Raw genomic sequence first — 25,765 nt, 5'->3', positions numbered from 1 at the left:
GCATAAAAACTATTTGCTATTATATTATCACCATTAAAAATGAAAAATTTAAATTACCTGTTAGCTGCTGCCCTACTTGGCACTGCACTTAGCGCTAACGCTCAAATTAACCAGACACCAATTACCGGAAACGGTGGGCAGATTATGATGCCCGGCAGTAAATCAAACGCTAATGTACAGGGTTCTATGTACATTAATGAAGCTTTTTTACCTGCCAAAATAGGCGAAAGCAGTAACAGCAACCAAATGCTGCGCTACAATGCATACTCTGATTATTTTGAGATAAGCTACCCGCAGGAACAAACGGTAAAATCATTACCGAAACAACCGGGCACCGTTATTACTTTTGCTACAGGCGAACAGTATGTACTGATAAACTTTGTTAAGGACAAAGCTGAAAACTCAGGATACATGCAGCTTTTAGGCAACAACGCCAAAGTAAAAATTTACAAAAGGGAACACATATACCTACAGGCAGCTTCTAAGCCTGATAACGGTTACGGAAGCGAAAAACCTGCTACTTATAAAAAGGACAGCGACGAGTTTTATGTACAGATAGGCGATGCTCCTGCACAGTATTTTTCAAGCAAAAAAAGCTTCTCTAAACTGGTACCTGGCAAAAGCGAAGAAATACTAAACTTTATAAAGCAGAATAAAATAGACCTGGAAAAAGGTGAAGACCTTGCTAAACTGGCCGAATATACTGCTTCAATAATATAATTTATTTACCTGCAATAAAGTCTTTCAGGTAAAAAGGCTCAAAATAAGCGACATCTACGGTGTCGCTTATTTTGTATTTGGCATACGACAAAGCACCCATTTGTGCCGCTGACGGATATACTTCATCTTTATGGAAAACAATTTTATCCTCCGGTAGCACGCCTACGCATTTTGCAGCGCCATCACCTAAAATATGTACTTTTTCATATTCCGAAAAAGATTCAGGCGTAATTATCTCAGCTTGTATTTCGCGTATCTTTTCAAAACCGGGCGTAAAAACAGCCGTATACGCCTCCATACGGCGCGCATCGATAAGCGGAACAACAACTCCATCGGTTACAGCAATACGTCGGGCAAGCAGCTCTAAAGTATCAATAGCTATAAGCGGTATGCCCAGGGCGTAGCACAGCCCCTTAGCCGCCGAAACCCCTATGCGCAGCCCCGTATAAGAGCCCGGCCCCATACTTACGGCCACAGCTGTAATATCGGCATACACCAGTCCCGCTTCGCGCAGGGCTTCCTCTATAAAAACATGTAGCTTCTCGGCATGGGCATAGCCCTCACCTGCATATTCCTTCAGCACCTTTACCTCACCATCTACCGCTAGCGATACCGAGCAGTTTTTGGTTGCAGTTTCTATATTAAGTATACGTATCATTATTTTTTCGCTTCGTTATCTTTCGTGGCAGTCTTTATCTTGTCGCCGGGGTTCAGGTCTTTAGACACCGTGTTGTACGGCCCTGTAATAACCACATCGCCGGGTTTAAGCCCCGAAAGCACCTCTATATTAGTATCGTCCTGTATACCGGTTTTTATTGGCCTAAGCACAGCCTTACCACCATTGCTTACAAACACGCACTCAAAACGCTGTTCTGCCTTACCGGTTTCTTTTTCCTTCTCCTTGTCTTCAAGCTCTTTTACAATATCGTGCTTAGCACCCGATGTTGTATCCGTTTTTACAACAACCGAGCTAATTGGCACAGAAAGCACATTTGCCTTCCTCTGTGTAATAATATCTACAGTAGCGGTCATGCCCGGACGGAAAGGAGAAAAATTAGACGGCTTCCCCTGCAGCATATCCTCGTATGATTCCTTAAGAAGGCGCACCTTTACCTTAAAGTTTGTCACCTGGTCGGCGGTAGTAGTTGCAGACGAGTTTGAAATACTGGTAACAACACCTTTAAACTTCCTTTTCAGGTAAGCATCCACCTCCACTTCGGCTTCATTACCCACCTGTACTTTTACAATATCATTTTCATTTACCTCTACCTCTACCTCCATGTTGTTAAGGTTAGCCACACGAAGTATCTCGGTACCGGTCATTTGCTGCGTACCCACTACTCGTTCGCCCAGTTCGGTATCAAGCTTTGATATGGTACCGTCTACCGGAGAGTATATGGTGGTACGGTTCAGGTTGTCCTTTGCCTCAGTAACACTGGCACCGGCACTTTGTACCTGGAAGAACGCCGACTGCTTGCTGGCCTGTGCCACCTCATAAGCAGATACTATTTTATCCCACTCTGATTTAGAGATAACCCCTTTATCAAACAGGGTTTTGTTTCGGTCATAGTTTGCCTTGGCTTCTTTCAGCTGGGCTTCGGCCTGGTTTAGCCCTGCCCTGGCAGTAGACATGGCAGCATTGGTACGGCTTAGTCCCGATTCATACAGGTCTGGGTTTATGCGCACCAGCAGGTCGCCTTTTTTAATGGCCTGGCCTTCTTTAATAGGAAGCTCTATAATTTCACCCGATACTTCAGATGATATTTTTACTTCCACTTCGGGCTGTATTTTTCCGGTAGCCGAAACCGTTTCGGTTAGTGTTATGGTTTTTACCTGGGCGGTTTCTACCTCTTTGCCCTCATCACCGCCGCCTATAGAACCTGATTTTTTAAGCAGTACAAGTGCTACAACAACAACGATTACCGTTCCTAAAAGTATAAAAATAGTTTTCTTAGACATGATTAGTTTTTTTGAATGATTGAAGGAGAAATAGGAATACCAAAATAAAACTCAAGTATCTTAACCTTAAAAATAAAATCGTATTTAGTACGCAGCACCTCGCTTTGTGCATTTACAAAAAGCGTTTGTGCCTGGTTATAGTCAAATATATTAATAAGCCCCACCTCATAGCGCTGGCGGGCATATTCTTTGGCCTGCTCGCGGGCGGCAAGCGTAGTTTTGGCAGCTTCATAAGCGTTTAGGGCACCCTGGGCGTCGGTATAGGCTTTGTACACATTTTGCTCCAGTGTAAGTTCCTGCTGTTGCAGGGTTATGCGGGTACGCTCCAGCGTTATCTTGGCACGCTCTACATTGTTTCGTGTAGAAAAACCGTTAAACACCGGTATGCTTAGTTGCACCCCGAACGAATGACCTTTATTCTGGTCGAACTGGTCCCAGATGGGAGCATGCTTGCCCAGTACCGGAACGTAGTTTGGCGAAAGTACGTTTTGGTTAGTACCGTCTACATAACCTATAATGCTGTTAGGGTTGTTAGTATCTAACTGGTAGCCCGTAACCCTGTCGGCATAGGCAGCACGGGTAGTAAAACTATAAAAACCCTGTAGTGTAGGCTGGTACGCACCACGCGCTATAGTAACATCTTTTTCGGCTACAGCCAAATTTTGCTGGGCTATTTTAATCTCGGTGCGGGTTTCCTTTGCCTTCTTATAAATCTCGGCAGCCTGGCGCAGCATTACACCGGTTTCATCCGTAGGATAATCACGGTCTTCCGTATCAAACTCCAGGAAGTTTTCCAGCTGCATCAACTGGGCAAGACTCAGTTTACTTAGCAGCAGTGCATTTTCGGCAGCAATTTTATTCTGCGTATCAGTAGCCACGGTAGCCTTTACATCCAGCAGGTCGCCCTGAGGTACAGACCCGGCATCTACCAGCTGCTGCACCCTGTTCATTTGCTTAGAATCGTAGTCCAGCTGTTGCTGCTGCACTTTCAGGTTTTCTTTATTAAACAGTATCTGCAGGTAAGCATTGGCCACATTCAGCCCCACATCTTCCTGCATTTTTGTAAGCTGGTACTGCGATGCTACCGCTGCAAGCCTGGCACGGGTAAAACGGTTTTGGCTTTGCAAGCCGTTGTAAATATTTACACCCACCGTACCTCCTATAGAAGTAAACTGCACCGTTTGGTTTTCCAGCAAACCTGTTGTTATGTTCTGGTTAAGACCAATGTTCCACGAATGCGAACCCTGCAGGTTAGCCGTAGGTAAAAACGCCATCTTGGCATCGCTTTTAGCCACAGCAGCCGTTTGCACATCCAGTTCGCTTAGCTTTATGGATATGTTGTTCTTTAGTGCATAATCTACGCACTCCTGTAAGCTCCATTTTTTTTGCTGGGCAAAGCCGGCAATCGAAAAAAAGGAAACTCCTAATAAAATGAGCCTGTGCTTTTTGTTTTTCATAATTGGAGAAACAAAATTATTAAATATCCTGAATAAGGACAATCTGTTTGCATATATGACTCACAACTGTATTTTTTGTTACAAATTAAATCCTACATTTGCGCCAAATTTCTACTTAAACACATGAAAACCTTATTAGTAAGCGTTGCTGCTTCTGCTGTTTTACTTACAGGATGCGGCACTGCAAAGAAAATTGCCGCCCTGAAACCCGAACCGGGCAATACCACAGACGTGGTATACAAACAAACCACATCATTCATCAGCCTGCCGGTAAGCGTTACCGTAGCGGATATTGAAAACCAAACCAACAAGTTTTTTGCCGGCGTAGTGTATGAAGACAACGACATGAAAGCCGACGATGTAGCACTGAAAGTAACCAAAACCGCCCCTATTAAATTTACCGAAAAAAACGGAAAGCTGGAAAGCATAGTACCTATTAAGGTAAACGGAAAGGTACGCTACGGTTCTACCGTTATGGGTGTGGAAATGTACGATACGCGCGAGTTTGACCTTAATGCAAAAATCACCTTTAGCAGCGATGTAAAACTTACCAACTGGAAGCTGAAAACAAAAACTGCTATTGTAGAGCTGGAATGGATAGAAAGTCCTTCTATAACCGTAGCCGGAAAAAAAATGCCGGTTACCTACCTGATAAACCCGGCTATAAAACTGTTTAAAAGCCGCATAGAAGACGAGCTGGACAAAGCCCTGAGCGAGGCCATCGACTTTAAACCACAGGTACTTGATGCCATGGAGGCTATGGCTAAGCCAATACTTACCAGCGAGCAGTACCAAACATGGTTCCGCCTTACACCTACCGAGCTGTATGCTACCGATGCTGTTTTGGCAAAAAAACAGATAACCATGAACATGGGCCTTAAGTGTACCATGGAAACTACCGTGGGTCAACAGCCGAAAAACACGTTTAAGAAAGACCAGGTGCAGCTACTGGCTGTAAAAACCATGCCTGAAAAAGTTACGGCTACGGTTGCCGCTGTATCTACTTATGAGAACGCCTCTAAGATGATTACTAAAAACTTCCAGGGACAGGAGTTTGGCGATGGTAAGCGTAAAGTTACCGTACAAAAAGTTGACCTATGGGCAAAAGACAACAAGCTTATTGTGGCGCTGGACATGACAGGCAGCCTTAACGGCACCATTTACCTTACCGGTATACCAAACTACAACGCCGTAACCAAAGAAATTTACTTTGACCAGATGGATTATGTACTGGACACCAAAAGTGCCCTTATGCGTACTGCAAACTGGATGGCCGGTGGCATCATCCTGAAAAAGATACAGGAAAACTGTCGCTACTCGGTTAAAGAAAACCTTGAAGACGGTAAAAAAGCCATGGCTCCGTACCTAAACAACTACTCACCTATGCCGGGTGTATTTGTAAACGGTGCCTTAGACGGATTTGATTTTGATAAAGTAGAGCTTACCAGCAATGCCATGATAGCATTTATAAAAGCTACCGGAAAAATCAACCTTAAGGTAGACGGACTGAAATAGTTCTTTTAGATTCTTAGATTGTTGGAACTTTTAGATTATTGAAGTTTTAGAGTTCCAAAAACGTATAAAAAAAGCGCAGTAAAAATTTACTGCGCTTCTTTTTTTGCTATCGACTTCTGCCGCATGCGGTATACTATAAAGCCCACTATACCTACCAGCAGGTACGGAAAAGCCATAAGGTACACTATGCCGTCGTTTACGGCTTCGGGCTGCACACCCTGGTCGTTGCTTTCCAGAGCGGCACGGCACATGGCACACTGGGCATGCACAGGCAGGTTTACCGCAAACAGCACTACCGGCAACAGCCATTGTATATATTTTCTTTGCATTAGTTATGGTAATATGGAGAAATCATAAGGTATACTATAACACCTGTTACAGCTACATAAAGCCACATAGGATACGTAATACGAGCCAGTTTTTTGTGGCGCTCATAACTACCCGATATACCCCTTACAAAAGTGTACAACACAAAAGGAATAATTACCACAGACAGCGGAATGTGGGTAAACAGCACAAAGTAGTACACATAACGCAGGGCTCCGGCCGTGGCCTTCTCCTGGTCGCTTAACAGGCCGTCAAAATCAAGATCGCCGTATATGGCGGTAATGCTCGTCATGTGGTAGGCCACATACATAACCAGGAAACTAAGCGAAAGCCCTATAGCTACCTTAACCAGCCTTTCGTGCAGGGTACGGTTGCCTTTTTTTACAGCCTGTACCGCCACTACAAGCACTATAGCTGTAAGTCCGTTTACGGCAGCATATATAGGCGGCAAAAAGTTTAGCGGCTTTACATCGTAGCCCATTTTTGGCAGGTTAATACCAAACAGTGCCGCTACAGCCACCGGTATAATTATAGACACTGCTATAATCCATTTATTGTATTGTTTTTCGGTTTGAAGTGATTGTTCCATGGTAAGGTTATTATTCTTCTAAAAGCTTTTTAATATCTTCTTTAATAGCATCTACACCGCTTTGCTCCAGCCCGTCGTAATACATAATCGGGTTACCAAATTGGTCTTTGCGGCAGCGTATGTTACCATCTTTATCTACAAGCGCAAACATACCCGAATGCTCAAAACCACCCGGCACATTTGGGTTAGTACCCGCATACAACTTAAACTCCTTGGCAAGGTTAAAAATATAATCACGCTCGCCGGTAAGCATATGCCAGTTGTAGTGTTTTACACCAAGCTGCTTTGCATGGTCTTTAAGCACTTTAGGTGTATCGTACTCCGGGTTTATGGTTATAGATGCTATGCCAAAATCAGGCCTGCCGTAAAAAGCATCCTGAATTTTCAGCATGTTCTGGTTCATTTTCGGGCAAATGGTAGGACAGGTACTAAAAAAGAACTCTACCACGTACACCTTCCCTTTATAATCGCTGTCTGATATCTTTTTATCATCCTGGTCCGTTAACTCAAAAGACGGCACCGGGCCTATTTCTACCAGGTCTGATTTCTTAAAACGGTCTACAATTTTCGGCACTGCCCATATCCCAAAAATGAGCACTATAAACGAAATGCCTATATACGATTTGTTTTTCATAACTTATATTTCCCTTTTGGTACGTTGCGGCCCGTTGTGCCTTTTTAGCTCCAGGCGGTATTCGCGCAGTATTATCTTTACGTCGTCGGTCATTTCATTGTGCAAATCAGACACAATAAATGTGTTATAACCGTCTTTGTATTCTGTTTTACCCTTCTTGTCCTTACCCTGGCGCCCACGCAGGCCACGCTCTTTATCTACTATAAATACATAGTCGTTACCGGCATTGGCATCAAGCGGTTCGGCCACTTTAAAGCTGGTGTAAAACTTCTTGATATCTTCGGGCTTGGCAAACAAAAACCTCCAGTCGCTAATATCGCCCATACGCCTCAGGCTTTCCTGTAACGCGGCTACCGCCTGCTGGTCGCCATCGGGCACAAGCATTACCATCTGGAAATCGGTAAAACCTTTGTATTTGCTGTTTATCTTTTGGTTCAGGTTAAAGATAGCCTCTTTGCGCTTGTTGATGTCGTTACCTAAAAAACCAACCACCGAAATTTTTCCGGTAAGCTGCACAGGCTTGCCATCAAGGGTCTTGCCCTCAGGAAGTTCGTTTATGTTTTTTGTAATAACGGGTAAGAAGAGAGAATTGTGCTTAACCATAGAAAAGTATACATACAGCAACAACGGCAGTATAAGAAGACCAAACAACACTAATTTACGATTCATGATACGGTTTATGAAACTATGGTGCAAAATTAAAAAAGGCGGTTGATATAACCGCCTTTTTTATGAATTAATGTTCTCTTAGAATATCCACTTATATTGTGAATTGTGGAACACTTCAAATATATAATTACCTTCTACAAGTAAGATGAATACCAAGTAGATTATAAGAAACACAAGTGGAGCAACTATAGACCACCTGAAGCTTGATTTCTCACCTTCAAGGTGCATGAAAGCCCACATGATGTAGTATGCTTTTACTACTGTAAGGATAATGAATAACCAGTTTAACAGGTTAAGACCAAACAGGCTGTTAAGGAATAGTGCTTCCGGCTTTTTAATACCGAAGATTACCTCAACTATTGTTATTACAGACAGGATCCCGAAAACAGTCCATATCCTTTTTGTGTTAGATTCGTGTGCGTGTGCCATGATCTATATATTTTCTTTAAGATTAAACAAGGTAGAAGAATGTGAATACAAATACCCATACAAGGTCTACAAAGTGCCAGTAAAGACCCACTTTTTCAACCATTTCGTAGCTCTTCCTTTTCTCATAAGTACCAAGAAGTACGTTAAAGAATATAAGGATGTTAATCATTACACCAGAGAACACGTGGAAACCGTGGAAACCTGTAATAAAGAAGAAGAAATCAGCAAACAGCTTGTGGCCGTATTCGTTGTGCTTAAGGTTTGCACCTTCTACAACAAGGTTAAAGTCTGCTATCTTAGCAAGAGATTCTTCCCTTGTAAGTACTGTTTTTGTTTTCTTCTCAGTAATATCTTCAGTCCTGATTAATACTTCAGGGTGGGCTTTAAGACCTTCAGCTACTTCTTCTACAGTGTATGAAGGAAGCGACTCACCTTTTTCAAACCAGATACCTTTACTTTTTACTTTTTCCTGCCTTTCGGTAGGTAGGTGCGCAGCAAAATCAGCAAGTGCTACACGCTCGTACTTATCACCTTCGCCTTTTTTAACGAATTGAAGTACTGAACCACCTTTGCTTTCTACAGCACCAAACTCACCTTTAATGAAGTTTTTCCACTCCCAGGCCTGAGAGCCAAGGAAGATAAAACCACCAATAATGGTAAGCAGCATGTATATAGCAACTTTTGTCTTTTTAAGCTGGTGGCCGGCATCTACCGCCAACACCATTGTTACAGACGAGAAAATAAGTATAAAAGTCATTAACGCCACATAGTACATAGGTGCATCAACACCGTGCATAAACGGGAAGTGGGTAAACACCTCGTCGGCTATAGGCCATGTGCCAATGAATTTAAACCTTGAGAAACCGTAAGCGGCAAGGAAACCTGAGAATGTAAGAGCATCTGATACGATGAAGAACCACATCATCATCTTACCATAACTTGCTCCCATAGGCTCGTTTCCGCCGTCCCATGTTTTGCCTGTAGTGGCTGTAGAAGTAACTGTCGCTGCCATAAAACGTTATTAGGTTAAAAAAGTTTTCAAATTTACATTTTTTTATTTTAATAGAAATAGAAAAATAAGAACAAATAAACCCATAAAAACCCGAGAAAATGCCAAAAAAGCGCACCTAACTCTATTCCAAGGGTTTGAGATGGGGTGTATTTTTGTTTAAAATGATTATAAATTACCACCAAAAGCACTATAAGCCCCGCAATAAGGTGTGCAAGGTGTACAATGGTTACAATATACAGGAATGTAGTAGTAATATTACTCTCTGGACCCGTAAAATAATAGCCCGCCTGGATAACCTGGCCAAAGCCCACAAACTGCAATACCACAAACGCAATACCCAAACCAAGCGTACCCAAAATAAGCCCTGAAGCCGCACTGTGGTTACCTTTTTTTATTGCCGTTATTGCAAAGTGGAAGGTGATACTGCTTATAACAATTACAAGCGTACTTATAGTAAAAGCCGACGGCAGCGCAAAATCCTTAACCCAGTCCGGGCGCGATGAGCTAACCACGTAGGCACTGGTAAGGCCGGCAAACGTCATAAACATACTAATCATAGCAAACCACAGCAGCATTTTCTTAGACCTGGCGTTACGCTCGGCATGCTCCTGTACTGTCATTACTACTTTTTCCATAAAACTATCGGATAAATTTATCTATTATATATATAACCTGCAGCAGCGAAATATAAGAAACGCTTACAAGCATAAGCTTTCGCGCCGATGCGGCATCCATTTTATTATAAAGCTTTACTGCAAACACCAGCATCCACAAGCCTATACCCAGCACCAGCACCGCCGATACAAGGCTCAGCTTTAGCTCACCCGCTAATCCTGTGGCAGGAAATAACGATGCCACGATAAGCCAAATGGTATACAGCATAATTTGTAGTGCGGTTTTCTTGTCCTGCTTACCCGTAGGCAGCATAAAGAAACCACCTTTTTTATAATCCTCAAACAAGAACCAGCCAATAGCCCAGAAGTGTGGAAACTGCCAGAAAAACTGCACCATAAACAACATTCCGGCTTCTATGCCAAAATTATTTGTTGCAGCCACCCAGCCCAACATATACGGTATGGCACCAGGAAAAGCACCCACAAAAACCGCCAGTGGCGTAACTGTTTTTAGCGGAGTATAAACACTGGTGTATAAAAAGATGCTTATAGCACCAAACATGGCCGTTTTCGGGTTGATGTTGTACAGTATGGCAATACCCGCCACAGTAAGCACACAGCCAAAAACAAACGCCTGCCTTACCGAAATCCTGCCCGAAGGTATGGGGCGGTTTTTGGTACGGTCCATTAAGGCATCAAGATCTTTTTCTATGATTTGATTAAACACGTTTGAGGCACCTACCATACAGTAACCACCTATAGCTAAAAGAATTAAAACCGTCCAGGAAAAAGGATGCTCGTCTGAAAAGCCAAGCAGGTAGCCCGCCAGCGATGAAAACACCACACTTAGTGCAAGGCCTGATTTTGTAAGCGCTTTAAAATCTGTTAGTACTGATTTTATGGAAACCTCGTTATCTGATGCGTTCAAAGTAATTTTCATGCTTTTATAAAACTCGCGCAAAGATAACCCAAAAAAAGATTTATTAAATACTAACTCCGCATGAAAAACATACCAAAAAAGCAATTTTTAAGAGTTATAGATAAGTAAATCCTCTTAATGCTAAAGAAAATATTTTAAGATGACGCAAACAATAAAAAACATTTATTGACGGAAGAAAAACAGGCTGAGAAAAAATTTAAAAAAAATTCCATCAACGGCGCAACCTTTCGCCTTTTGCTGCATCTTACTAACAGAACAAGTCGATAAAACCAACTTTTCTATTGCTATGAAAAAGTAAAAACTATCGCTAATTGCTATGAAAGAGAGCCTTCTCCCCCAAAGGAGAAGGTTTTTCGATTTTAATAGCCCGGCTCGGCGGTAAAGCCATCTACTATAGCCTTAGCCGACGATGTACCTATACGCTTTACCCCAAGCTTTATCATATCTGCCGCTTCTTTATAATTGCGCACCCCTCCCGCTGCTTTTACAGGTAGTGGCGCTGCACATTCCAGCATTAGTTTTATACCTTCGGGGGTAGCGCCGTTTGGCAGTCCACCTTCGGTTACATAAAACCCGGTAGATGATTTTATAAAAATACTCCTGTAGTCTTCCACATCGGCAAAAGTCATCACCACGCTTTTTATAAGGCTGCAAACAGCCTTAATCTGCTCTGGGGTTAGCGCTGCTATTTCTATAATCCATTTTGCTACGCGCCCATGAGCCAGTGCCAGGCTGGTACACTGCATCACCTCTGCCTCCACCCTTTCTTTTTCTCCGGCTATAAATGCTTTATAGTCTATTACAAAGTCGAGATCGTCTGCCCCGTCCTGAATGGCACGTCGCGCTTCGGCAAGCTTGACTTCGAGACCGCCATCGCCATTAGGGAAATCAATCACCGTACCCACTTCTACCGCAGATCCGGCTTCGGTAATCATACTACATGCCATAGCTACCATATCGGGGCGTACCATTACAAGCTTAAAACCTTCTTGTATAGCCTCATTAACCACAGCGCGCACCACATTACGGTTTTCATCTTCGGTAAGACCCGCCTGCGGTGCCGTTTTAAGATAAGTAGAATCTAAGTATTGCCTGATATCTTCCATAACTATAGTCCAAAAAAAATCCCGACACTATTGCCGGGATTAAATATATTACTTTTTCAGCTTTTCTACCAGCCAAAAATACAGTATCGAGATTAATGCGCCGCTACTGTTTGCTATAACATCGTGCCAGTCGGCACTGCGGTCATTGGTAAAAAGGCTTTGAGCCATCTCAATGCACAACCCGAAAAGGAAGGTACATAAAAAAACCCTTAACCTAAGCCCCACACCGCTTATAGTAAACTTTCTGCGGGCATACTGGTACCATAAAAATGTAAGCAGGAAATAAAAGATAGCATGCACATACTTATCTGCACCTTCGTTTAAATCTACCTTATCAAAATTACGCATACTTATAAGGCAAGCTACCGTAATAACGGATGTCCATATTACCGCTGCCCAAAAGTATACTTTACGCACCTATTAACTGCTTATATTGTTCGCTATCCAGTAGTGATTCTACTTCAGACAGGTCAGAAATTTTAACTTTTACCATCCAGCCGGCTCCGTACGCATCAGAGTTAACCAACTCAGGGTTTGTATCAAGCTCGCTGTTAAACTCTACGATTTCGCCAGAAAGCGGCAAAAACAGGTCAGATACGGTTTTAACGGCCTCTACAGTTCCGAAAACTTCATCTTTATCAAGAGTTTGATCCAGTGTATCTACTTCTACATACACTATATCTCCCAGTTCTTTCTGGGCAAAATCAGTAATACCTACAGTGGCTGTATCGCCATCTATTTTAACCCACTCGTGGTCTTTGGTATACTTTAATTCAGCAGGAATGTTCATGTTGTTTATTTTTTAAGCAAATGTATGTTTTATGCACAAACTTCAAAAATGTTTTTTTCAAATTAATTACCAAAAGTATACCTAAGCGTAAAGCCTGTACGTATGGTAGTTACCGGATACGAGGTAGAAATTACCGCCTTACTGAACGAATGGTCGTAATAGAAAATAGCGGTAAGCGCCTTACTGAATGCATAGTCGGCCGTCAGTTTCAGGTTCCAGGTATTCTGTCCGCCGCCCAGCTGGTTGTTGTCATAATCCAGGTAGCGTATTATGGTAACACTGTTGCGCAGGGTTAAGTCTGCTTTCAGGTTAAGATCGCTCTTAATGGTATTTGTAGGGTTATTAGCCAGCTTAGAGGTAATAATAACATCCTTTATGCGGTAACCCAACCCAAAGGTATAATCATGCCCCTGAACCTCGGTAAGTAGGTTGTTATCAAAACTCATGTTCAGTGTACGGTCTTTTTTCATTTCCGCAACTATCTTAAGCGAGCTCTTCATCTCCACATCAAAACGAATCAGCGGGTTAAACTGTTCTGTAAGGTTGATGTTACTTATTACATACTTGTTATAGAAGTTACCCACGCCGTTATTATCCTGCCCGTTTGCGGTATCACTGTAATCGTAATTAGTACGATACGAGTTAATGTTATACGACGCCCTGTAACCATGCTGTATAGAGAAACGTTTAAATCGTTCTTTAAAGTACTTATAGCGCATAAGGCCGGTATACTTAACTACCCAGGCAGGCAGTGGAATATCTCGGAACAATCCGGTATCAGACTTACCGGCATCTTTGCCTTGGTACGCTGCTATGAATGCCGGAATAAGCACCGCCTGGTTGTTTTTACCATACCCCACAGGATAACCCACGTTAGCATCGGCAAAATCACCGGTAGGCGTTGTAGGGTTACCATCGCCATAACGCGGTATGGTGGTAGTGCCATAGTACTGCTCGGCAAGCCTGTTAGCTATAGTAAGCCTGTTTTCCCTAAACTGGTCAAAGGCTTCACTGCCGTTTTCATCGCTGCGGCTAAAGGCCGTTTTGATAAGTATGGTATTTATCTGGAAGTTACCGTAAACATTTGGCGACAGCCCTTCATACCTGGAATACCCCGGTATTATTTCGCCGGTGTTGCTTATGGTAGCTTCCTGATAACCATCGTACTGTTCTGAATAAGTCCTTGACGTGGTACGCGCAGCAGTAAGGTCTATGGTAAAATCAGGGAACGGCACCACGTTAGCCGTAAGGTTTAAATCCTTAGTATTTACCTGCGAATAACTTTGGTTATACTCAGGGTAGCTTGTAAGATAGCCTAACTTGGCCGCTTCATAGCGCACATCAGAATCCTGGCTACCCAGTATAAACCCGATTGTAGGCTTAGTAGTACCCAGGAAACCTATAGACGGCAGGTAACCCGGCAGCACAGTACCGTTAGTTTCGGTATAGTTAGCCTGCACGGTTTTTACCATAGTAGCTAACCCTATAAGCCCGTCTACAAACACATTGCCATCTTGTTGCACTTTAGGCGCCGCGGCAATTTTTTCACCCGGTTTCGGTGCGGCTTTAGGCGGAGCCATTTTTGCAGGAGCCTTTTTCTTAGCGCCCACACCCAGGTATTTGTAGAACATATCCATACTGAATGTAGTATTCAGCTTATGCGAATTGTTGTTTTGTATGGTATTACCTAAATCCCATTCATCACCATTCTCATCGGTAACATACCTAAGTGCATCGGTACTACGTGTCCAGTTATAGGTAGCATTGTAGCTGTAAGTAGATTTTACAAAACTTAAGAAAGGCAGCTTGTTTAGCGGCAGGTCGTAGTTTAATACAAAGTTTTGTACGTGCGTATTTGCGGTACCGGTATCCCAAAAACCATCAAACACATTGTAGCTATCTACTGCATTACCTGCCTCATCAAGATAGTTACGCACTATATTGCTGGTAGCCACCTGGTAGTTAAACTTAATAGACTTGGTAATATTATAGTTAAACCCGTACTGGTAGTTAAAGAAGTAGTTACGGCGGTACAGCGGGCTTATGGCTATACCTTCTACATCTACATTACGGTACTTCTGCATATTGTACTGCCTAATAATGTTTGTACTAAACGAAATGTTTGTAGGCAGGTAATTAAAGTTAAAGTCGCTCAGCAGTTTCCAATACTGGCTCTTTTTCATAAAGGCATTATTCTTCAGCGGCTCTACCGGCTTGCTCTGGAACGCAAAGTTATAATCGGCCGTAGCCCTAATCTGCTGATCCAACCTGTCTTCTATCTGGTAATCGTGGTGGTTACTCTGGTTGTACGAGTACGACACGGTAATGTTTTCAGGATCGTATACGTGCGGCTTTTGCTCTGGTGCACGCTCTTTTTTCACCCCTATAAAGTTGATGCTTTTATTTTTTGTGTAGTCAACGTTGCGGTTTAGTATCGCATCTTCTTCTGCCTGGCTGGTAGCTACACTTAGTGCCTGGTCTATGGTAATATCCTGGTAGTATTGGTCGTACTTAGGTGTAATGGTAGTTTCGCCCACACTGTAGTTAAACGGCAGGTTCAGGTACCACTTTTTAGGAAGCATTTTACCCACGTTAACGTTAGTAACTACAGTATACTGCTTGGTTTCCTCCAGGCTACGCTCGGTAGGGCCCTGCTCTACAGTACCAAAACCTATAGTACTTATGTTACCCGCAGCAGAAACCGTAGCAATATCGGCAAAGTTTGTATCCATACTACCCACGGCAGCCCATCCGCCACTGTTGTCCATATCACTTAGGCGAAGTTCGTTAAACCACACCTCACCCCTTACCGCCGGAGCAGGAGTTGGCACAGCTTCAAGATTCAGCACGTTGTTTCGTAAGCCCAGCATAAGGGTACGCACATAACCAAAGTTAGGATTACCCTTAATACCCAGTATCATGCCTTCGGCAAGGTTAGAATCAAGGTCGATAGCCGCAGCACGGTAAATACCGTCTGAGCTTACCGTTATAGAACCCTGCAGCGCCATAAGCTTCAGCTTGGTCAGTGCCGCAAGTGTTACCATTATTTCGTTATCCTCAAGCCAAACATCTTCGGCATCAAGGTTAGAGTTAGAGCCGTATGCCGTAACCTTAAGCGGTTTTTCTACCTGGTAGAAGTTATCGGTAAAGTCGGTACCAAAACGCAATATTGCGGCAAGCTGGTCGTCCTGCAGCCCATTTGTTTCAGGGCCGTTACCGGCAGCATTTGGCAGCGCCTCGGCATGCAGAAACATTCGCACCTTTTTGTACTGGCGCATGTCTACGTTTACGTTTTTATACACCGCCCGTGCATCACCCGGCTCAAGTCCGGAGTTAACATCGGTTCCGCCGTTAGTGGCATACACCCGGAGCGAGAGCGCCTGCTCATTCTGGTTTATTACAGCATTATTACTGTAAAGCTGCTCCCTGGCAATACCCGGAGGCGACACGTAGTTAATAGGGCTACGGTTAGCATTCTCCTGTATGTTTAACGATACCACATCAAAACCTGTATGCCATGTATCGTCGTCTACAGCGTTATCAGTATCAGTATCCAGCGGGTCTTCATAACGCCTCCAGTCGCTCCTTACAAGATCGAGCGCGGCAAAACGAAGGGTAATATCGCGCCTGAAGCCCGATACCGCCATCCTCATAAATCGGATAGAACGAAGGCTGTTTAGCGAATTTACGCTATCGGTCATGTTCTTTACCGGAATTTTATAAAGCAGCCAGCGGCGTGGTGTAGTACCCTGCTCCATAGCCTGGCTGGCATTATAGCGTGCATCTACCACATAGCCCACACCCGGTATGGCATTTGGCCCCACAGGTATTTCATATTTATAGTAGGCATCAATAGTGTTCATGGTATTGTCCTTATTGATGTCTTCTGTATCAGGGTAGGTCGTAGAACCACGACTCGTATTACTTACGTCTACCGGCGAGTTACCCTCAAGGCCGTTATAGTTTTTATAGCGGTCTATAATACCACCGCTTACACTAAGGTAGTACTGGTAGTTATCGGCAGCCGGGTCGGCAAATCCGGCAAAATCCGGAAATTTGGTAGCTTCCTCATTGTCATTAAGTCCGTCAAGACCCACGTCCTGAAGTGTACGGTTACTGGTATCGGTATCAAACGCATAGATAAGCGACTGCGATGCCGGCACTTCTCCCCACACCGAGGTGTACACCAGCGTAGTAGTACTGGTACCCGGAAGGCCGTTTTCGTACTGCTTATAGTTATCGCTAAGTATATCTTCAGATATTTCGCCCAGGTGAATTTCCAGGGTACCCACGTTGTCTGCATCAGCAGCATCGCCGGTATTACCTATATACGGGTCCAGCATCCAGAATTGTATATATTCTACGTTAGTCTGCTCAAAGTTGGTAGAGGTAAGCGAACGCATAATACCCGCCCAGTTTTCGGTAGCACGACTTTCGGTAAACATACCGTTGCCATCTGCATCGGGGCTAAAGTTGTATGGTCCCCTTTCCTGCGGAAAGTAAGAAAGGTCCAGCGTGGTAACCACATTGGTTTGGCCCGGCACCACATCGGTATCAGGATAAAGCTCACTATAATAAATACGACGGGTTTTGTTACTTGAAACCGAACCTGCATTAATACCATCAGGCCTTGAAGCCGAGGCATAGAATATAGGGTCTATACTGTACCACGCCAACTTACCGCGCTTAAAGCCGGAATTAAGTGTACCAGGGGTAAGTTCGCCACCAAAACCATGAGGCACACTGGCAAGAGACCAGCCCGAAGCACTGCGCATATCTACAGTGGTAGACGAACCTTCAAAGTCCTCTACGTATGAGGTAGGCTCACCGTTCATCTGGTCTGCTTTACTTGCATCGGGTTTCAGGTACGCCCATTCTCCCCTGAAAGAGAAGTTAGAAGGCACATCGGTATCTACAAACGGCAGCTTGTTTACCAAACGTGTAAAGAATGGCACCTCTGTACTGTAGTTACCGTTAAATCCAAATATGGTGTTGTTTACCGATTCCTGCCCGTAGTTAGATTTACTGGTATATGGCCTTTCGGACATACGCAGGTAGGTAGCCCCCAAAAGGAATTTGTCTGAAAATTTATGCTCCACATTCACCCCAAAGTAACGGCGTGTTTGCTGGCCAAATGTATTATTGTTCTCCAGGCTTACCTGCACCGGAGTATTTGAGTTTTGTAATGACGCATCAAGCAGCTGCACAGTACCTGCCTGGTAGTTTACGGTATAGTCTATACCTTCTACCAGCGTACGCCCACCGGCTGTAACGGTAACCGAACCCTGTGGCACGTTAAACGCACCCAAAGAAATTTCCCCAGAACTACCCGAACTCTTAAAGCGACCTTTCAGCTGGAACTTGTTCTTGCTACTCTGTTGCGAAGCCTCTGCCTGGGTACTTTGGTACAGCTTACGGTATACATACTTAGCCTGGTTAGGGCTATAAGACGATTCTACGTTGTACTGCCCAAGGCTGTTGTTTGCAGTGCCCAGCTTATCATACAGGTATTCACCAAAAGGCTCAGCCGATGTAAATATTACCCGCCCGTTTGTGGCATCTATGGTATACCCCTGCTGAAAGTCGAAGAAACCGTCGCCCCCATCCTGCGGGTCACCTGCCGGGGTAAGCCTGTCCATATTAAACACATTTAGCAGTGGGGTATCTGCCACCCCCGAAGGAAGAGATTCACCTGCTGGTGTAATATAGTTTAGCGGCGAAGGGTCGGTATAAAGTATGTTCAGTATAAAGTCTTCACTGCTTAGCTGGTATGCGTTAGGAAGCTGGTAGATGTTTTTCATCATCAGGTCCCATGCAGGCTCACTTACATTAATAAGGCTGCTCTTAAGCATTTTAAGGATAAGGCTGTTAGTACTTACCGATGTGGTAGTACCGGTACTGCTATCGGTTGTAGTACTGGTAGCATCTACACCATCTGTACCAAATTCACCCACCTGAAACACTTTATCACCCACGGTATACTGGTAAGCTACCGCAAGCACCTCGTCGTTATTAAGCGCGGTGTTTAACGATATGTAACCCAACTTTTCGTTAAGCGTATATTCGCTGCTGGTAAGTTTACGTGCATTTTCAAGTTTCACGTAATCACGACCTTCACTTGCCTGCCCAGCAAGCCCTCCTGTAAAGCCTGATGGCGATGTGGTAACAATCTGCCTCATGGAAGAATCAAGCCAACCTTCGGCGGTCCCTATCTTTTCAGGGTCAAGTTTGTTTGCACTGTTATCAGGATACGGCCTTGAAGTTAAAATAACATCGTCTGCGTCACTACTGTAAAAATACGATGAATTAAAGAAACCTGCCGGTTCACCATTTCGTACAAAACCTACCGCCTGGGTTGTAATATCAGCTCCGTTTGGCACACCCGTAGTAGGGCTTTGTTTGGTAAGCCTCCATTCACCTAAGTCTTGTAGTGCCAAAACATTTCGGGTATTGTTCTCAGTGGTGTTTATACGATTTTGCTTGTTTGTTACCCAAACTTCAATACGCGTAATTTTTACCTGGGTACCCACCAGCGGATAGTCTTTTATCCATTGGTCGTATCGGTTACGGAATAGTTGCGAAAGGAAAAAGTGTTTGTTTTGGTCGTATTCCAATGCAAAAATGGAGAAGTCCTGTACGGTGCTTCCTCCTTGCGCTGTAACGGTTTTAGACTGTGATTTTTGTTCGGAGTAAATACCCGTAATGGTAGTTTTACCAAACTGCAACTGGGTTTTAACACCAAAAAGGCTCTGCGCGCCTCTTATCAATGAATTGGATAGCGGGAAACTAATGTTACCCACTTCTATCTTACGGATTATATCATCTTCAGTAGGTGTATAATCCAGCTTAATCATGTTTTGGAACGCAAAGGTACTCTGTGTATCATAGTTAGCCATTACATTCAGCCTGGTACCCACCTTACCCTGAAGGCTCATGCTGATACGCTGGTCAAAATCAAAGGTAAAACTACGCCTGTTCCTTGGCGAAAGTGCAGGGTTATCTTGCTTGGTATAACGCCCTCCAAGGTCTATTTCTACATAACCCTGTGGTTTTACATCTATGGTATTACCACCGAATATACTTTCAAACAGTCCCGACTTAACATAATAACGCGGCAAAAGGTCTTTCTTTTGCTGATCGGTAGATTTATCGTCTAACGCCTTGCTTTTCTGCTGGTAGTACTCACGCATAGACTCCCTAAGCACCAGTTCTTCATACTGTTCCCGGGTAAGCATTAACGGATAGGTAATATTAAAACCCGCAAAAGAGGTATTAAGGATATACCTGTCGGTAAGGGCATCATAGGTGTACGCCTCACTGATGCTCGACGGATTTTTTAGCTCCACTTTACCGGCATTATAACCTTTTATGGTATCCTGGGCGGCTTCATTCTCTTCCTCCTCGGGTACCACAACCTGCGCCTGCACTGCACCCCCTACTAACAGGAACAGTACAAAAAAGGCATAACGCAATTGTTTGTATAAGTCTTTCGGGTAGTCTGTTTTCAAGGACTATAAATTTTTTAATGCTTGTTTGATAATCGTTTCTACACTTGCAGCAGGTGTTTCTTTTAACACTTTTTCCACAGCTTTTTCGGCAAGCTTTTTATTAAAGCCTAAAACCTCCAAGGCTGATAACGCCTCATCCCGGTTTGTATTGTAGCCCGGAGCAGAAACTTCTTCCAGATCGTACAGTTTTAACACTTTATCCTTCAGGTCTAGTATTATACGCTGTGCCGTTTTGGCACCAATTCCTTTTATAGACTGTATAGCCCCCACATTACCTGTACCTATATGGCCTATTAGCTGCCTGGGCTCTAACGACGAAAGCATGGTACGTGCAGTACCTGCCCCAACGCCTGAAACCGATATAAGCAACTTAAACAGTTCCCGTTCTGCTTTTTCGGCAAAGCCAAAAAGCGTATGGGCATCTTCTTTTATCTGTAAATAAGTATATAATCTTATATTTTCCGACTCGGGAATCAGCGAAAAAGTATGTAGTGAAATATGCACCAGGTAGCCTACACCGTGGCAGTCAATAACCACATCGGTAGGTGTTTTTTCTACCAATCTTCCTTCAAGATGTGCTATCATAGTTGTTAATTACCTTGCTTGCCCAAAAATATGAAATTTATTTAACCTGCACACACTTAGTTAGCACTGCTAATTTTCTTGGTGCGTTTCTCTTTTTCCTGTGCATCTACAACAGCTACGGCTGCCATATTTACCATTTCGTTTACGCTGGCGCCAAACTGCACTATGTGCACCGGCTTATCCATACCCATCATTATAGGACCTATAGATATTACTTCATCCAGTTCTTTAAGCAGCTTGTAGGTAATGTTAGCCGACTCCAGGTTAGGGAATATCAGCACGTTTACCTTACGGCCTGCAAGTTTAGAGAACGGAAACTTATCCTGGTGCATTTGCTGGTTCAGCGCAAAGTCGGCCTGAACCTCACCGTCTACAATAAGGTCTGGGTGGTTTTTATGCAAATAGGCAACCGCCTCGCGTACTTTTACCGATCCCGGCTCCTGAGACGAACCAAAGTTAGAATAAGAAACCATGGCAATAACCGGCTCTATACCAAAAAGACGGGCAGTGCTTGCAGTAAGCAACGCAATTTTAGCCAGGTCTTCGGCAGTTGGATCCGGGTTTATGGCCGTATCCGAAAGGAACATAGGGCCGCGCTTGGTAAGCATAAGGTTAGTAGTAGCTATACGGCTAATGCCCGGCGCCCTGTCTATTACCTGCAGCACCGGTTTTACTGATGCCGGATAGTTACGGCTGTAACCGGTTATCATAGCATCGGCATCGCCCTGGCGTACCATCATGGCAGCATAATAGTTTCTCTGGGTCATCATTTTTGTAGCATCGAGCTCACTTATACCCCTACGGCGACGGGTTTCCCAAAATGCCTGCGCATACTTGCGGTAGCTTGGTTCATGCGCAGTAGATTCAGCCCTTGGATCTACAATCTTACATTCAAAATCAAAGCCTATTTCTTCCTTAAGCTCCTGAATGGTTTCACGGTTACCCAAAAGTATTGGCTCACCTATACCCTCCTCTTTTACAATTTGGGCTGCCTTAAGCACATCAAGCTGGTCTGCTTCAGCAAATACTATGCGCTTAGGCGCGCTTTTGGCACGGTTAATAAGTAACCTTGCCATTTTATTATCGTTACCCAGGCGTTCTAATAGTTCGTCTGTGTATTTATCCCAGTTTTCTATTGGTTTAAGTGCCACACCGCTGTCCATAGCTGCTTTGGCTACAGCCGGAGGCACCACGGCAATAAGCCTTGGATCAAACGGTTTTGGAATGATATAATCACGGCCAAATATCAGCTTGGTTTCACCATACGCTATATTTACCTGTTCCGGCACCGGAGCCTTAGCCAGTTCGGCAAGGGCTACAACGGCAGCCATCTTCATTTCTTCGTTAATCTTGGTAGCCCTCACATCAAGCGCCCCACGGAAAATGTACGGAAAGCCCAGTACGTTATTCACCTGGTTAGGATTGTCGCTACGTCCGGTAGCCATAATCACGTCTTCGCGAGTGCTTATTGCCAGGTCGTAATCAATTTCCGGTGTTGGGTTAGCCATCGCAAAAACAATAGGGTCTTTAGCCATGGTAAGCAGCATTTCCGGCGAAAGCACTTTACCCACAGACAGCCCCAGGAACATATCGGCTCCTACTACTGCTTCGGCAAGTGTTTTTTGTTCGCCCGGCTGCGCATACTTCATTTGTATTGGCAGTAGGTCGGTACGGCTTTGTACCAGCATACCGTTTACATCAAACATGGTTATGTTCTCTGCCTTTACACCCAGCAGCAAATACAGGTTAGCACACGCAAGTGCCGCAGAACCGGCACCCGACACCACGATTTTTATATCGCCTATGTTTTTACCGGCAAGCTCGGCAGCATTAATCAGCGCCGCCGATGATATAATGGCTGTACCATGCTGGTCGTCGTGCATTACCGGGATATTAAGTTCTTCCACCAGGCGGCGTTCTATTTCAAACGACTCCGGCGCCTTAATATCTTCAAGGTTAATACCACCAAAGGTAGGTGCTATGTTTTTTACGGTTTCTACAAACTTGTCTATGTCTTTTGCATCCACTTCAATATCAAACACATCAATATCTGCAAAAATCTTAAACAGCAGGCCTTTACCTTCCATTACGGGTTTACTGGCTTCAGGACCTATATCGCCCAACCCCAGTACGGCAGTACCATTAGATATTACCGCTACAAGGTTACCCTTAGCGGTATATTTATATACATTATTTATGTCTTTAGCAATTTCAAGGCAGGGCTCGGCAACACCCGGAGAATAAGCAAGAGAAAGGTCGCGTTGGGTTGCGTATGGTTTGGTTGGTACAATCTGTATTTTACCTGGTTGGGGCTTGGCATGATAAAGCAAAGCCTCCCTGCGTTTACTGTACTGATTCATTCTTTTTCGGAATTTGGAATTTACAAAGGTAAACCTATAGCGCAAACTGCGAAATATTTAACGATATTCTTTTAGCCAAAGCTAAAATTAAAAAAACGTACCTTAGTACAGAAAATCATTTTATTCAACTATGAAAAAAATAACCACTATACTGCTTATTGCCGCAGGCATGATGCAGTCGTGCCAAAAAAAAGAAGCCGTAACCACACCAAACAAGGAGCTTGCCACCGTGCTGGATGGCTACTACCAGCAGCGCCTGAAGCTGTACCCCCTGGAAGCTACTCAGGCAGGCGATGCCCGTTATAACGATTTGTTCCCGAATACGCTTACCGATGAATTTCATACCCAGGTTAAGGATTTCTTTACCAAATACAAAGAGGCACTAACCAAGTTTAACGACGATGACCTTAGCGAAAACGATCGCCTGAGTAAAGAGATTTTGTTATGGACGTGCAACAACGAACTGGACCGACTGCAGTTTCATGAGGAATTATTGCCTTTTAACCAATTTAGCGGCATGCATCTGGCTATGGGGCAAATGGCTTCGGGCAGTGGCGCACAACCTTTTAAAACCGTATCCGACTACAACAACTGGCTGAAACGCCTTGAGGGCTATAACGAATTTCTTGTTACTGCCCTAGCCCGTATGAAAGAAGGTGTAAGTAAAGGTTATGTACTACCAAAAGCCCTTACCGAAAAAATGATTCCGCAGTTTAAGGAGATGGCAAATGAAGATGTGCCTTCGCACCTGTTCTTTACGCCGGTAAAAAACTTTCCGAAAGACTTTAGCGCCGCCGATAAAGCAGACCTTACCGCTAAATTTACCGCCATACTTAAAGATAAACTCATCCCGGCGTTTAAAAATATTTACAATTATACCAGTACGGATTACCTTAAGGCAAGCCTGCCTCAAAGTGGTATCAGCGCCATTCCGCATGGTAAGGAGTATTACAACTTCCTGATAAAAAACTACACCACCACCGAAATGACCGCCGATGAAATACACAACCTTGGACTAAAAGAGGTGGCGCGCATTAAGGCAGAGATGGAAAAAGTGAAAGCCGAAGTAGGCTACACCGGCGACCTGAAATCGTTCTTCGACTATGTACGAAACAAAAAGGAGCTGATGCCGTTTACAAATCCGCAACAGGTGATAGACAACTTTAACGCCATACATAATCGCATGAAACCGAACCTGGAAAAGCTGTTTGGCAAAAAACCAAAAACGCCGTTTGAGGTGCGCCGTACCGAAGCGTTTCGTGAGACGAGTGCCAGTGCCGAGTACAACCAGGGCAGTGTAGACGGTACACGTCCGGGTATTTTTTACGTTCCTATTCCGGATGTGAAGAAGTACAACACCTTTGCCGATGAAGACCTGTTTTTGCACGAAGCCATACCAGGGCACCACTACCAGATTTCGCTGCAACAGGAAAACAAGGATCTGCCGGAGTTTAGAAAAACCATCTGGTTTAACGCCTATGGTGAAGGTTGGGCACTGTACACCGAATCCCTGGGTAAAGAACTTGGCTTGTACACCGACCCTTACCAATACTTCGGGATGCTGAGCGCAGAAATGCACCGTGCCATTCGCCTGGTGGTAGACACAGGTATCCACACCAAAGGCTGGACACGCGAACAGGCGATTCAGTACTCACTGGATAACGAAGCGGAACCGGAAGAAAGCATTATAGCCGAAGTGGAACGCTATATGGCCATACCGGGTCAGGCGCTGTCGTATAAAATAGGCCAACTTAAAATCCGTGAGCTGCGTACCAAGGCAGAAAAAGAGCTTGGCGCAAAATTCAGTATTAAGGAGTACCATGACCAGGTGCTGGATGCAGGTTGCCTACCACTAAAGGTTTTGGAAGATAAAGTCAATAAATACATTGAAAGTGAAAAGTAATGGAGAGCCTCGCTGAAAAGTGGGGCTTTGTTTCGGCAAGAATTTCACTAACTTACACACCACAGATTATGACAGATGAAATAATCAAAATAGTCATTGAAAAAGGATTAATCGGCGTACTTATAATAATTGTTGGATTTTATTTAAACAAATTTTTAGAAATTGACAAACAAAGAAATATCTTAAAAAATAAGATTACTGAGACGACTCGCGACAAAAACATTTCAATTATTGAAAAACAATTATCAAACTTCTATTACCCTATTTATTTCAGACTACAGCGTGACAATGCATTATGGAAACTGTCGCCCCAGCTATACAAAACTAACAATCAATTACCTGCTGAATCTAATTCTTTAATTGAAAATGAGTACATCTTAAAAAATCACAGAGAAATCCTATCGATAATTGAAAACAACATTCACTTAATTGAAATTGACGATAAACTCCAGGAAGCTATAAACCTGTATATCAAGCACATTACTGTGTATGAAATTATTCGAAAGACTGAATCAATAAAAAACCTGAACCCGATAGATTTTGACGCTAAATATCCTCATACTTTTATGGAAATCATAACTCAGAAAATGAAGTATCTGCAAAATAAAAACAACTCGTATCTTGAGGAATTTCGAATTTGACTCCATA

At 43.8% G+C, this 25,765-nt stretch carries 21 protein-coding genes; 4 read left to right on the top strand and 17 right to left on the bottom strand.

Annotation, left to right across the window (positions count from 1 at the left end; translation table 11 throughout):
• The first annotated feature begins 39 nt into the window (after positions 1–39).
• Positions 40–720 carry a hypothetical protein gene (locus ACLI1A_RS01110; RefSeq protein WP_411405195.1) on the top strand — a complete coding sequence of 227 codons (681 nt, stop codon included), beginning with the start codon at positions 40–42 and terminating at the stop codon, positions 718–720.
• A gap of 1 nt (position 721) precedes the next feature.
• Here ACLI1A_RS01110 and tsaB read toward each other — a convergent pair whose 3' ends face one another.
• The 3 genes from tsaB to ACLI1A_RS01095 are packed head-to-tail and all read right to left on the bottom strand — an operon-like array spanning position 722 to position 4,136.
• Entirely contained in the window at positions 722–1,378 is a 657-nt protein-coding gene (gene tsaB / locus ACLI1A_RS01105; protein WP_411405193.1) for a tRNA (adenosine(37)-N6)-threonylcarbamoyltransferase complex dimerization subunit type 1 TsaB, read from the bottom strand.
• Complete coding sequence (locus ACLI1A_RS01100; RefSeq protein WP_411405191.1) at positions 1,378–2,679, bottom strand: efflux RND transporter periplasmic adaptor subunit; 1,302 nt, start codon at positions 2,677–2,679, stop codon at positions 1,378–1,380. Before ACLI1A_RS01100 ends, tsaB begins: the two co-directional genes overlap by 1 nt.
• 2 nt (positions 2,680–2,681) lie before the next feature.
• On the bottom strand, positions 2,682–4,136 hold the full coding sequence (locus tag ACLI1A_RS01095; protein ID WP_411405189.1) for a TolC family protein: 1,455 nt from the start codon (positions 4,134–4,136) through the stop codon (positions 2,682–2,684).
• A 123-nt stretch (positions 4,137–4,259) separates the two neighbouring features.
• Here ACLI1A_RS01095 and ACLI1A_RS01090 point away from each other — a divergent pair, with 123 nt between their 5' ends.
• Positions 4,260–5,651: a DUF4403 family protein gene (locus tag ACLI1A_RS01090; RefSeq protein ID WP_411405187.1), complete on the top strand. Its 1,392-nt coding sequence runs from the start codon at positions 4,260–4,262 to the stop codon at positions 5,649–5,651.
• Between the two features lie 86 nt (positions 5,652–5,737).
• Here ACLI1A_RS01090 and ACLI1A_RS01085 read toward each other — a convergent pair whose 3' ends face one another.
• From ACLI1A_RS01085 to ACLI1A_RS01020, 14 genes are all read right to left on the bottom strand, one after another.
• Positions 5,738–5,980, bottom strand: coding sequence for a hypothetical protein (locus ACLI1A_RS01085; protein WP_411405185.1), 243 nt, complete (start codon positions 5,978–5,980; stop codon positions 5,738–5,740).
• A complete protein-coding gene (locus ACLI1A_RS01080; protein ID WP_411405183.1) occupies positions 5,980–6,567 on the bottom strand; it encodes a DUF420 domain-containing protein in 588 nt (195 codons plus the stop codon). The genes ACLI1A_RS01085 and ACLI1A_RS01080 overlap by 1 nt, the downstream gene beginning before the upstream one ends.
• A 10-nt stretch (positions 6,568–6,577) precedes the next feature.
• Positions 6,578–7,201: an SCO family protein gene (locus tag ACLI1A_RS01075; protein ID WP_411405181.1), complete on the bottom strand. Its 624-nt coding sequence runs from the start codon at positions 7,199–7,201 to the stop codon at positions 6,578–6,580.
• Positions 7,202–7,204: 3 nt separating this feature from the next.
• Positions 7,205–7,870: a hypothetical protein gene (locus ACLI1A_RS01070; protein ID WP_411405179.1), complete on the bottom strand. Its 666-nt coding sequence runs from the start codon at positions 7,868–7,870 to the stop codon at positions 7,205–7,207.
• 78 nt (positions 7,871–7,948) lie between these two features.
• Positions 7,949–8,299: a cytochrome C oxidase subunit IV family protein gene (locus ACLI1A_RS01065; RefSeq protein ID WP_411405177.1), complete on the bottom strand. Its 351-nt coding sequence runs from the start codon at positions 8,297–8,299 to the stop codon at positions 7,949–7,951.
• 22 nt (positions 8,300–8,321) lie between these two features.
• The gene (locus ACLI1A_RS01060) at positions 8,322–9,311 is read right to left on the bottom strand and encodes a cytochrome c oxidase subunit 3 (RefSeq protein WP_411405175.1); all 990 of its coding nucleotides are present in this window, start codon (positions 9,309–9,311) and stop codon (positions 8,322–8,324) included.
• A gap of 47 nt (positions 9,312–9,358) precedes the next feature.
• Positions 9,359–9,946 (bottom strand): heme-copper oxidase subunit III, encoded by a 588-nt coding sequence (locus ACLI1A_RS01055; protein WP_411405170.1) that lies wholly within the window; start codon positions 9,944–9,946, stop codon positions 9,359–9,361.
• Positions 9,947–9,950: 4 nt separating this feature from the next.
• Positions 9,951–10,853: a heme o synthase gene (gene cyoE, locus ACLI1A_RS01050; RefSeq protein ID WP_411405640.1), complete on the bottom strand. Its 903-nt coding sequence runs from the start codon at positions 10,851–10,853 to the stop codon at positions 9,951–9,953.
• Between the two features lie 371 nt (positions 10,854–11,224).
• Positions 11,225–11,971: a deoxyribose-phosphate aldolase gene (deoC, locus tag ACLI1A_RS01045; RefSeq protein ID WP_411405168.1), complete on the bottom strand. Its 747-nt coding sequence runs from the start codon at positions 11,969–11,971 to the stop codon at positions 11,225–11,227.
• Positions 11,972–12,019: 48 nt separating this feature from the next.
• The gene (locus ACLI1A_RS01040) at positions 12,020–12,388 is read right to left on the bottom strand and encodes a VanZ family protein (RefSeq protein WP_411405166.1); all 369 of its coding nucleotides are present in this window, start codon (positions 12,386–12,388) and stop codon (positions 12,020–12,022) included.
• A complete protein-coding gene (gene gcvH, locus ACLI1A_RS01035) occupies positions 12,381–12,761 on the bottom strand; it encodes a glycine cleavage system protein GcvH (protein ID WP_411405164.1) in 381 nt (126 codons plus the stop codon). The genes ACLI1A_RS01040 and gcvH overlap by 8 nt, the downstream gene beginning before the upstream one ends.
• Before the next feature lie 62 nt (positions 12,762–12,823).
• Entirely contained in the window at positions 12,824–20,269 is a 7,446-nt protein-coding gene (gene sprA / locus ACLI1A_RS01030; protein WP_411405162.1) for a cell surface protein SprA, read from the bottom strand.
• A gap of 3 nt (positions 20,270–20,272) precedes the next feature.
• Entirely contained in the window at positions 20,273–20,854 is a 582-nt protein-coding gene (gene ruvA / locus ACLI1A_RS01025; protein WP_411405160.1) for a Holliday junction branch migration protein RuvA, read from the bottom strand.
• Between the two features lie 56 nt (positions 20,855–20,910).
• Positions 20,911–23,214: an NADP-dependent malic enzyme gene (locus ACLI1A_RS01020; protein WP_411405158.1), complete on the bottom strand. Its 2,304-nt coding sequence runs from the start codon at positions 23,212–23,214 to the stop codon at positions 20,911–20,913.
• A gap of 130 nt (positions 23,215–23,344) precedes the next feature.
• On the opposite strand from ACLI1A_RS01020, the gene ACLI1A_RS01015 reads away from it, so the two are divergent.
• Together ACLI1A_RS01015 and ACLI1A_RS01010 are read left to right on the top strand one after the other, a co-directional pair.
• A complete protein-coding gene (locus ACLI1A_RS01015; protein ID WP_411405156.1) occupies positions 23,345–25,117 on the top strand; it encodes a DUF885 domain-containing protein in 1,773 nt (590 codons plus the stop codon).
• A complete protein-coding gene (locus ACLI1A_RS01010; protein ID WP_411405154.1) occupies positions 25,117–25,758 on the top strand; it encodes a hypothetical protein in 642 nt (213 codons plus the stop codon). The genes ACLI1A_RS01015 and ACLI1A_RS01010 overlap by 1 nt, the downstream gene beginning before the upstream one ends.
• The last annotated feature ends 7 nt before the right edge of the window (positions 25,759–25,765 follow it).

It is taken from the genome of Flavobacterium sp. RHBU_3 (assembly GCF_046613565.1).
GTDB lineage: Bacteria > Bacteroidota > Bacteroidia > Flavobacteriales > Flavobacteriaceae > Flavobacterium.
The sequence above is the reverse complement of the archived record's forward strand: the minus strand, read 5'-3'. Positions and strand labels throughout refer to the sequence as shown.

What these genes read in the sequence shown, in the direction of transcription:
- ACLI1A_RS01075 (WP_411405181.1), bottom strand. Translation starts at nt 7,201, where the DNA reads ATGAAAAACAAATCGTATATAGGCATTTCGTTTATAGTGCTCATTTTT.
- ACLI1A_RS01065 (WP_411405177.1), bottom strand. Translation starts at nt 8,299, where the DNA reads ATGGCACACGCACACGAATCTAACACAAAAAGGATATGGACTGTTTTC.
- deoC (WP_411405168.1), bottom strand. Translation starts at nt 11,971, where the DNA reads ATGGAAGATATCAGGCAATACTTAGATTCTACTTATCTTAAAACGGCA.
- ACLI1A_RS01080 (WP_411405183.1), bottom strand. Translation starts at nt 6,567, where the DNA reads ATGGAACAATCACTTCAAACCGAAAAACAATACAATAAATGGATTATA.
- ACLI1A_RS01055 (WP_411405170.1), bottom strand. Translation starts at nt 9,946, where the DNA reads ATGGAAAAAGTAGTAATGACAGTACAGGAGCATGCCGAGCGTAACGCC.
- ACLI1A_RS01110 (WP_411405195.1), top strand. Translation starts at nt 40, where the DNA reads ATGAAAAATTTAAATTACCTGTTAGCTGCTGCCCTACTTGGCACTGCA.
- ruvA (WP_411405160.1), bottom strand. Translation starts at nt 20,854, where the DNA reads ATGATAGCACATCTTGAAGGAAGATTGGTAGAAAAAACACCTACCGAT.
- ACLI1A_RS01100 (WP_411405191.1), bottom strand. Translation starts at nt 2,679, where the DNA reads ATGTCTAAGAAAACTATTTTTATACTTTTAGGAACGGTAATCGTTGTT.
- ACLI1A_RS01015 (WP_411405156.1), top strand. Translation starts at nt 23,345, where the DNA reads ATGAAAAAAATAACCACTATACTGCTTATTGCCGCAGGCATGATGCAG.
- ACLI1A_RS01090 (WP_411405187.1), top strand. Translation starts at nt 4,260, where the DNA reads ATGAAAACCTTATTAGTAAGCGTTGCTGCTTCTGCTGTTTTACTTACA.
- ACLI1A_RS01020 (WP_411405158.1), bottom strand. Translation starts at nt 23,214, where the DNA reads ATGAATCAGTACAGTAAACGCAGGGAGGCTTTGCTTTATCATGCCAAG.
- ACLI1A_RS01010 (WP_411405154.1), top strand. Translation starts at nt 25,117, where the DNA reads ATGGAGAGCCTCGCTGAAAAGTGGGGCTTTGTTTCGGCAAGAATTTCA.
- gcvH (WP_411405164.1), bottom strand. Translation starts at nt 12,761, where the DNA reads ATGAACATTCCTGCTGAATTAAAGTATACCAAAGACCACGAGTGGGTT.
- ACLI1A_RS01070 (WP_411405179.1), bottom strand. Translation starts at nt 7,870, where the DNA reads ATGAATCGTAAATTAGTGTTGTTTGGTCTTCTTATACTGCCGTTGTTG.
- ACLI1A_RS01060 (WP_411405175.1), bottom strand. Translation starts at nt 9,311, where the DNA reads ATGGCAGCGACAGTTACTTCTACAGCCACTACAGGCAAAACATGGGAC.
- tsaB (WP_411405193.1), bottom strand. Translation starts at nt 1,378, where the DNA reads ATGATACGTATACTTAATATAGAAACTGCAACCAAAAACTGCTCGGTA.
- ACLI1A_RS01085 (WP_411405185.1), bottom strand. Translation starts at nt 5,980, where the DNA reads ATGCAAAGAAAATATATACAATGGCTGTTGCCGGTAGTGCTGTTTGCG.
- ACLI1A_RS01095 (WP_411405189.1), bottom strand. Translation starts at nt 4,136, where the DNA reads ATGAAAAACAAAAAGCACAGGCTCATTTTATTAGGAGTTTCCTTTTTT.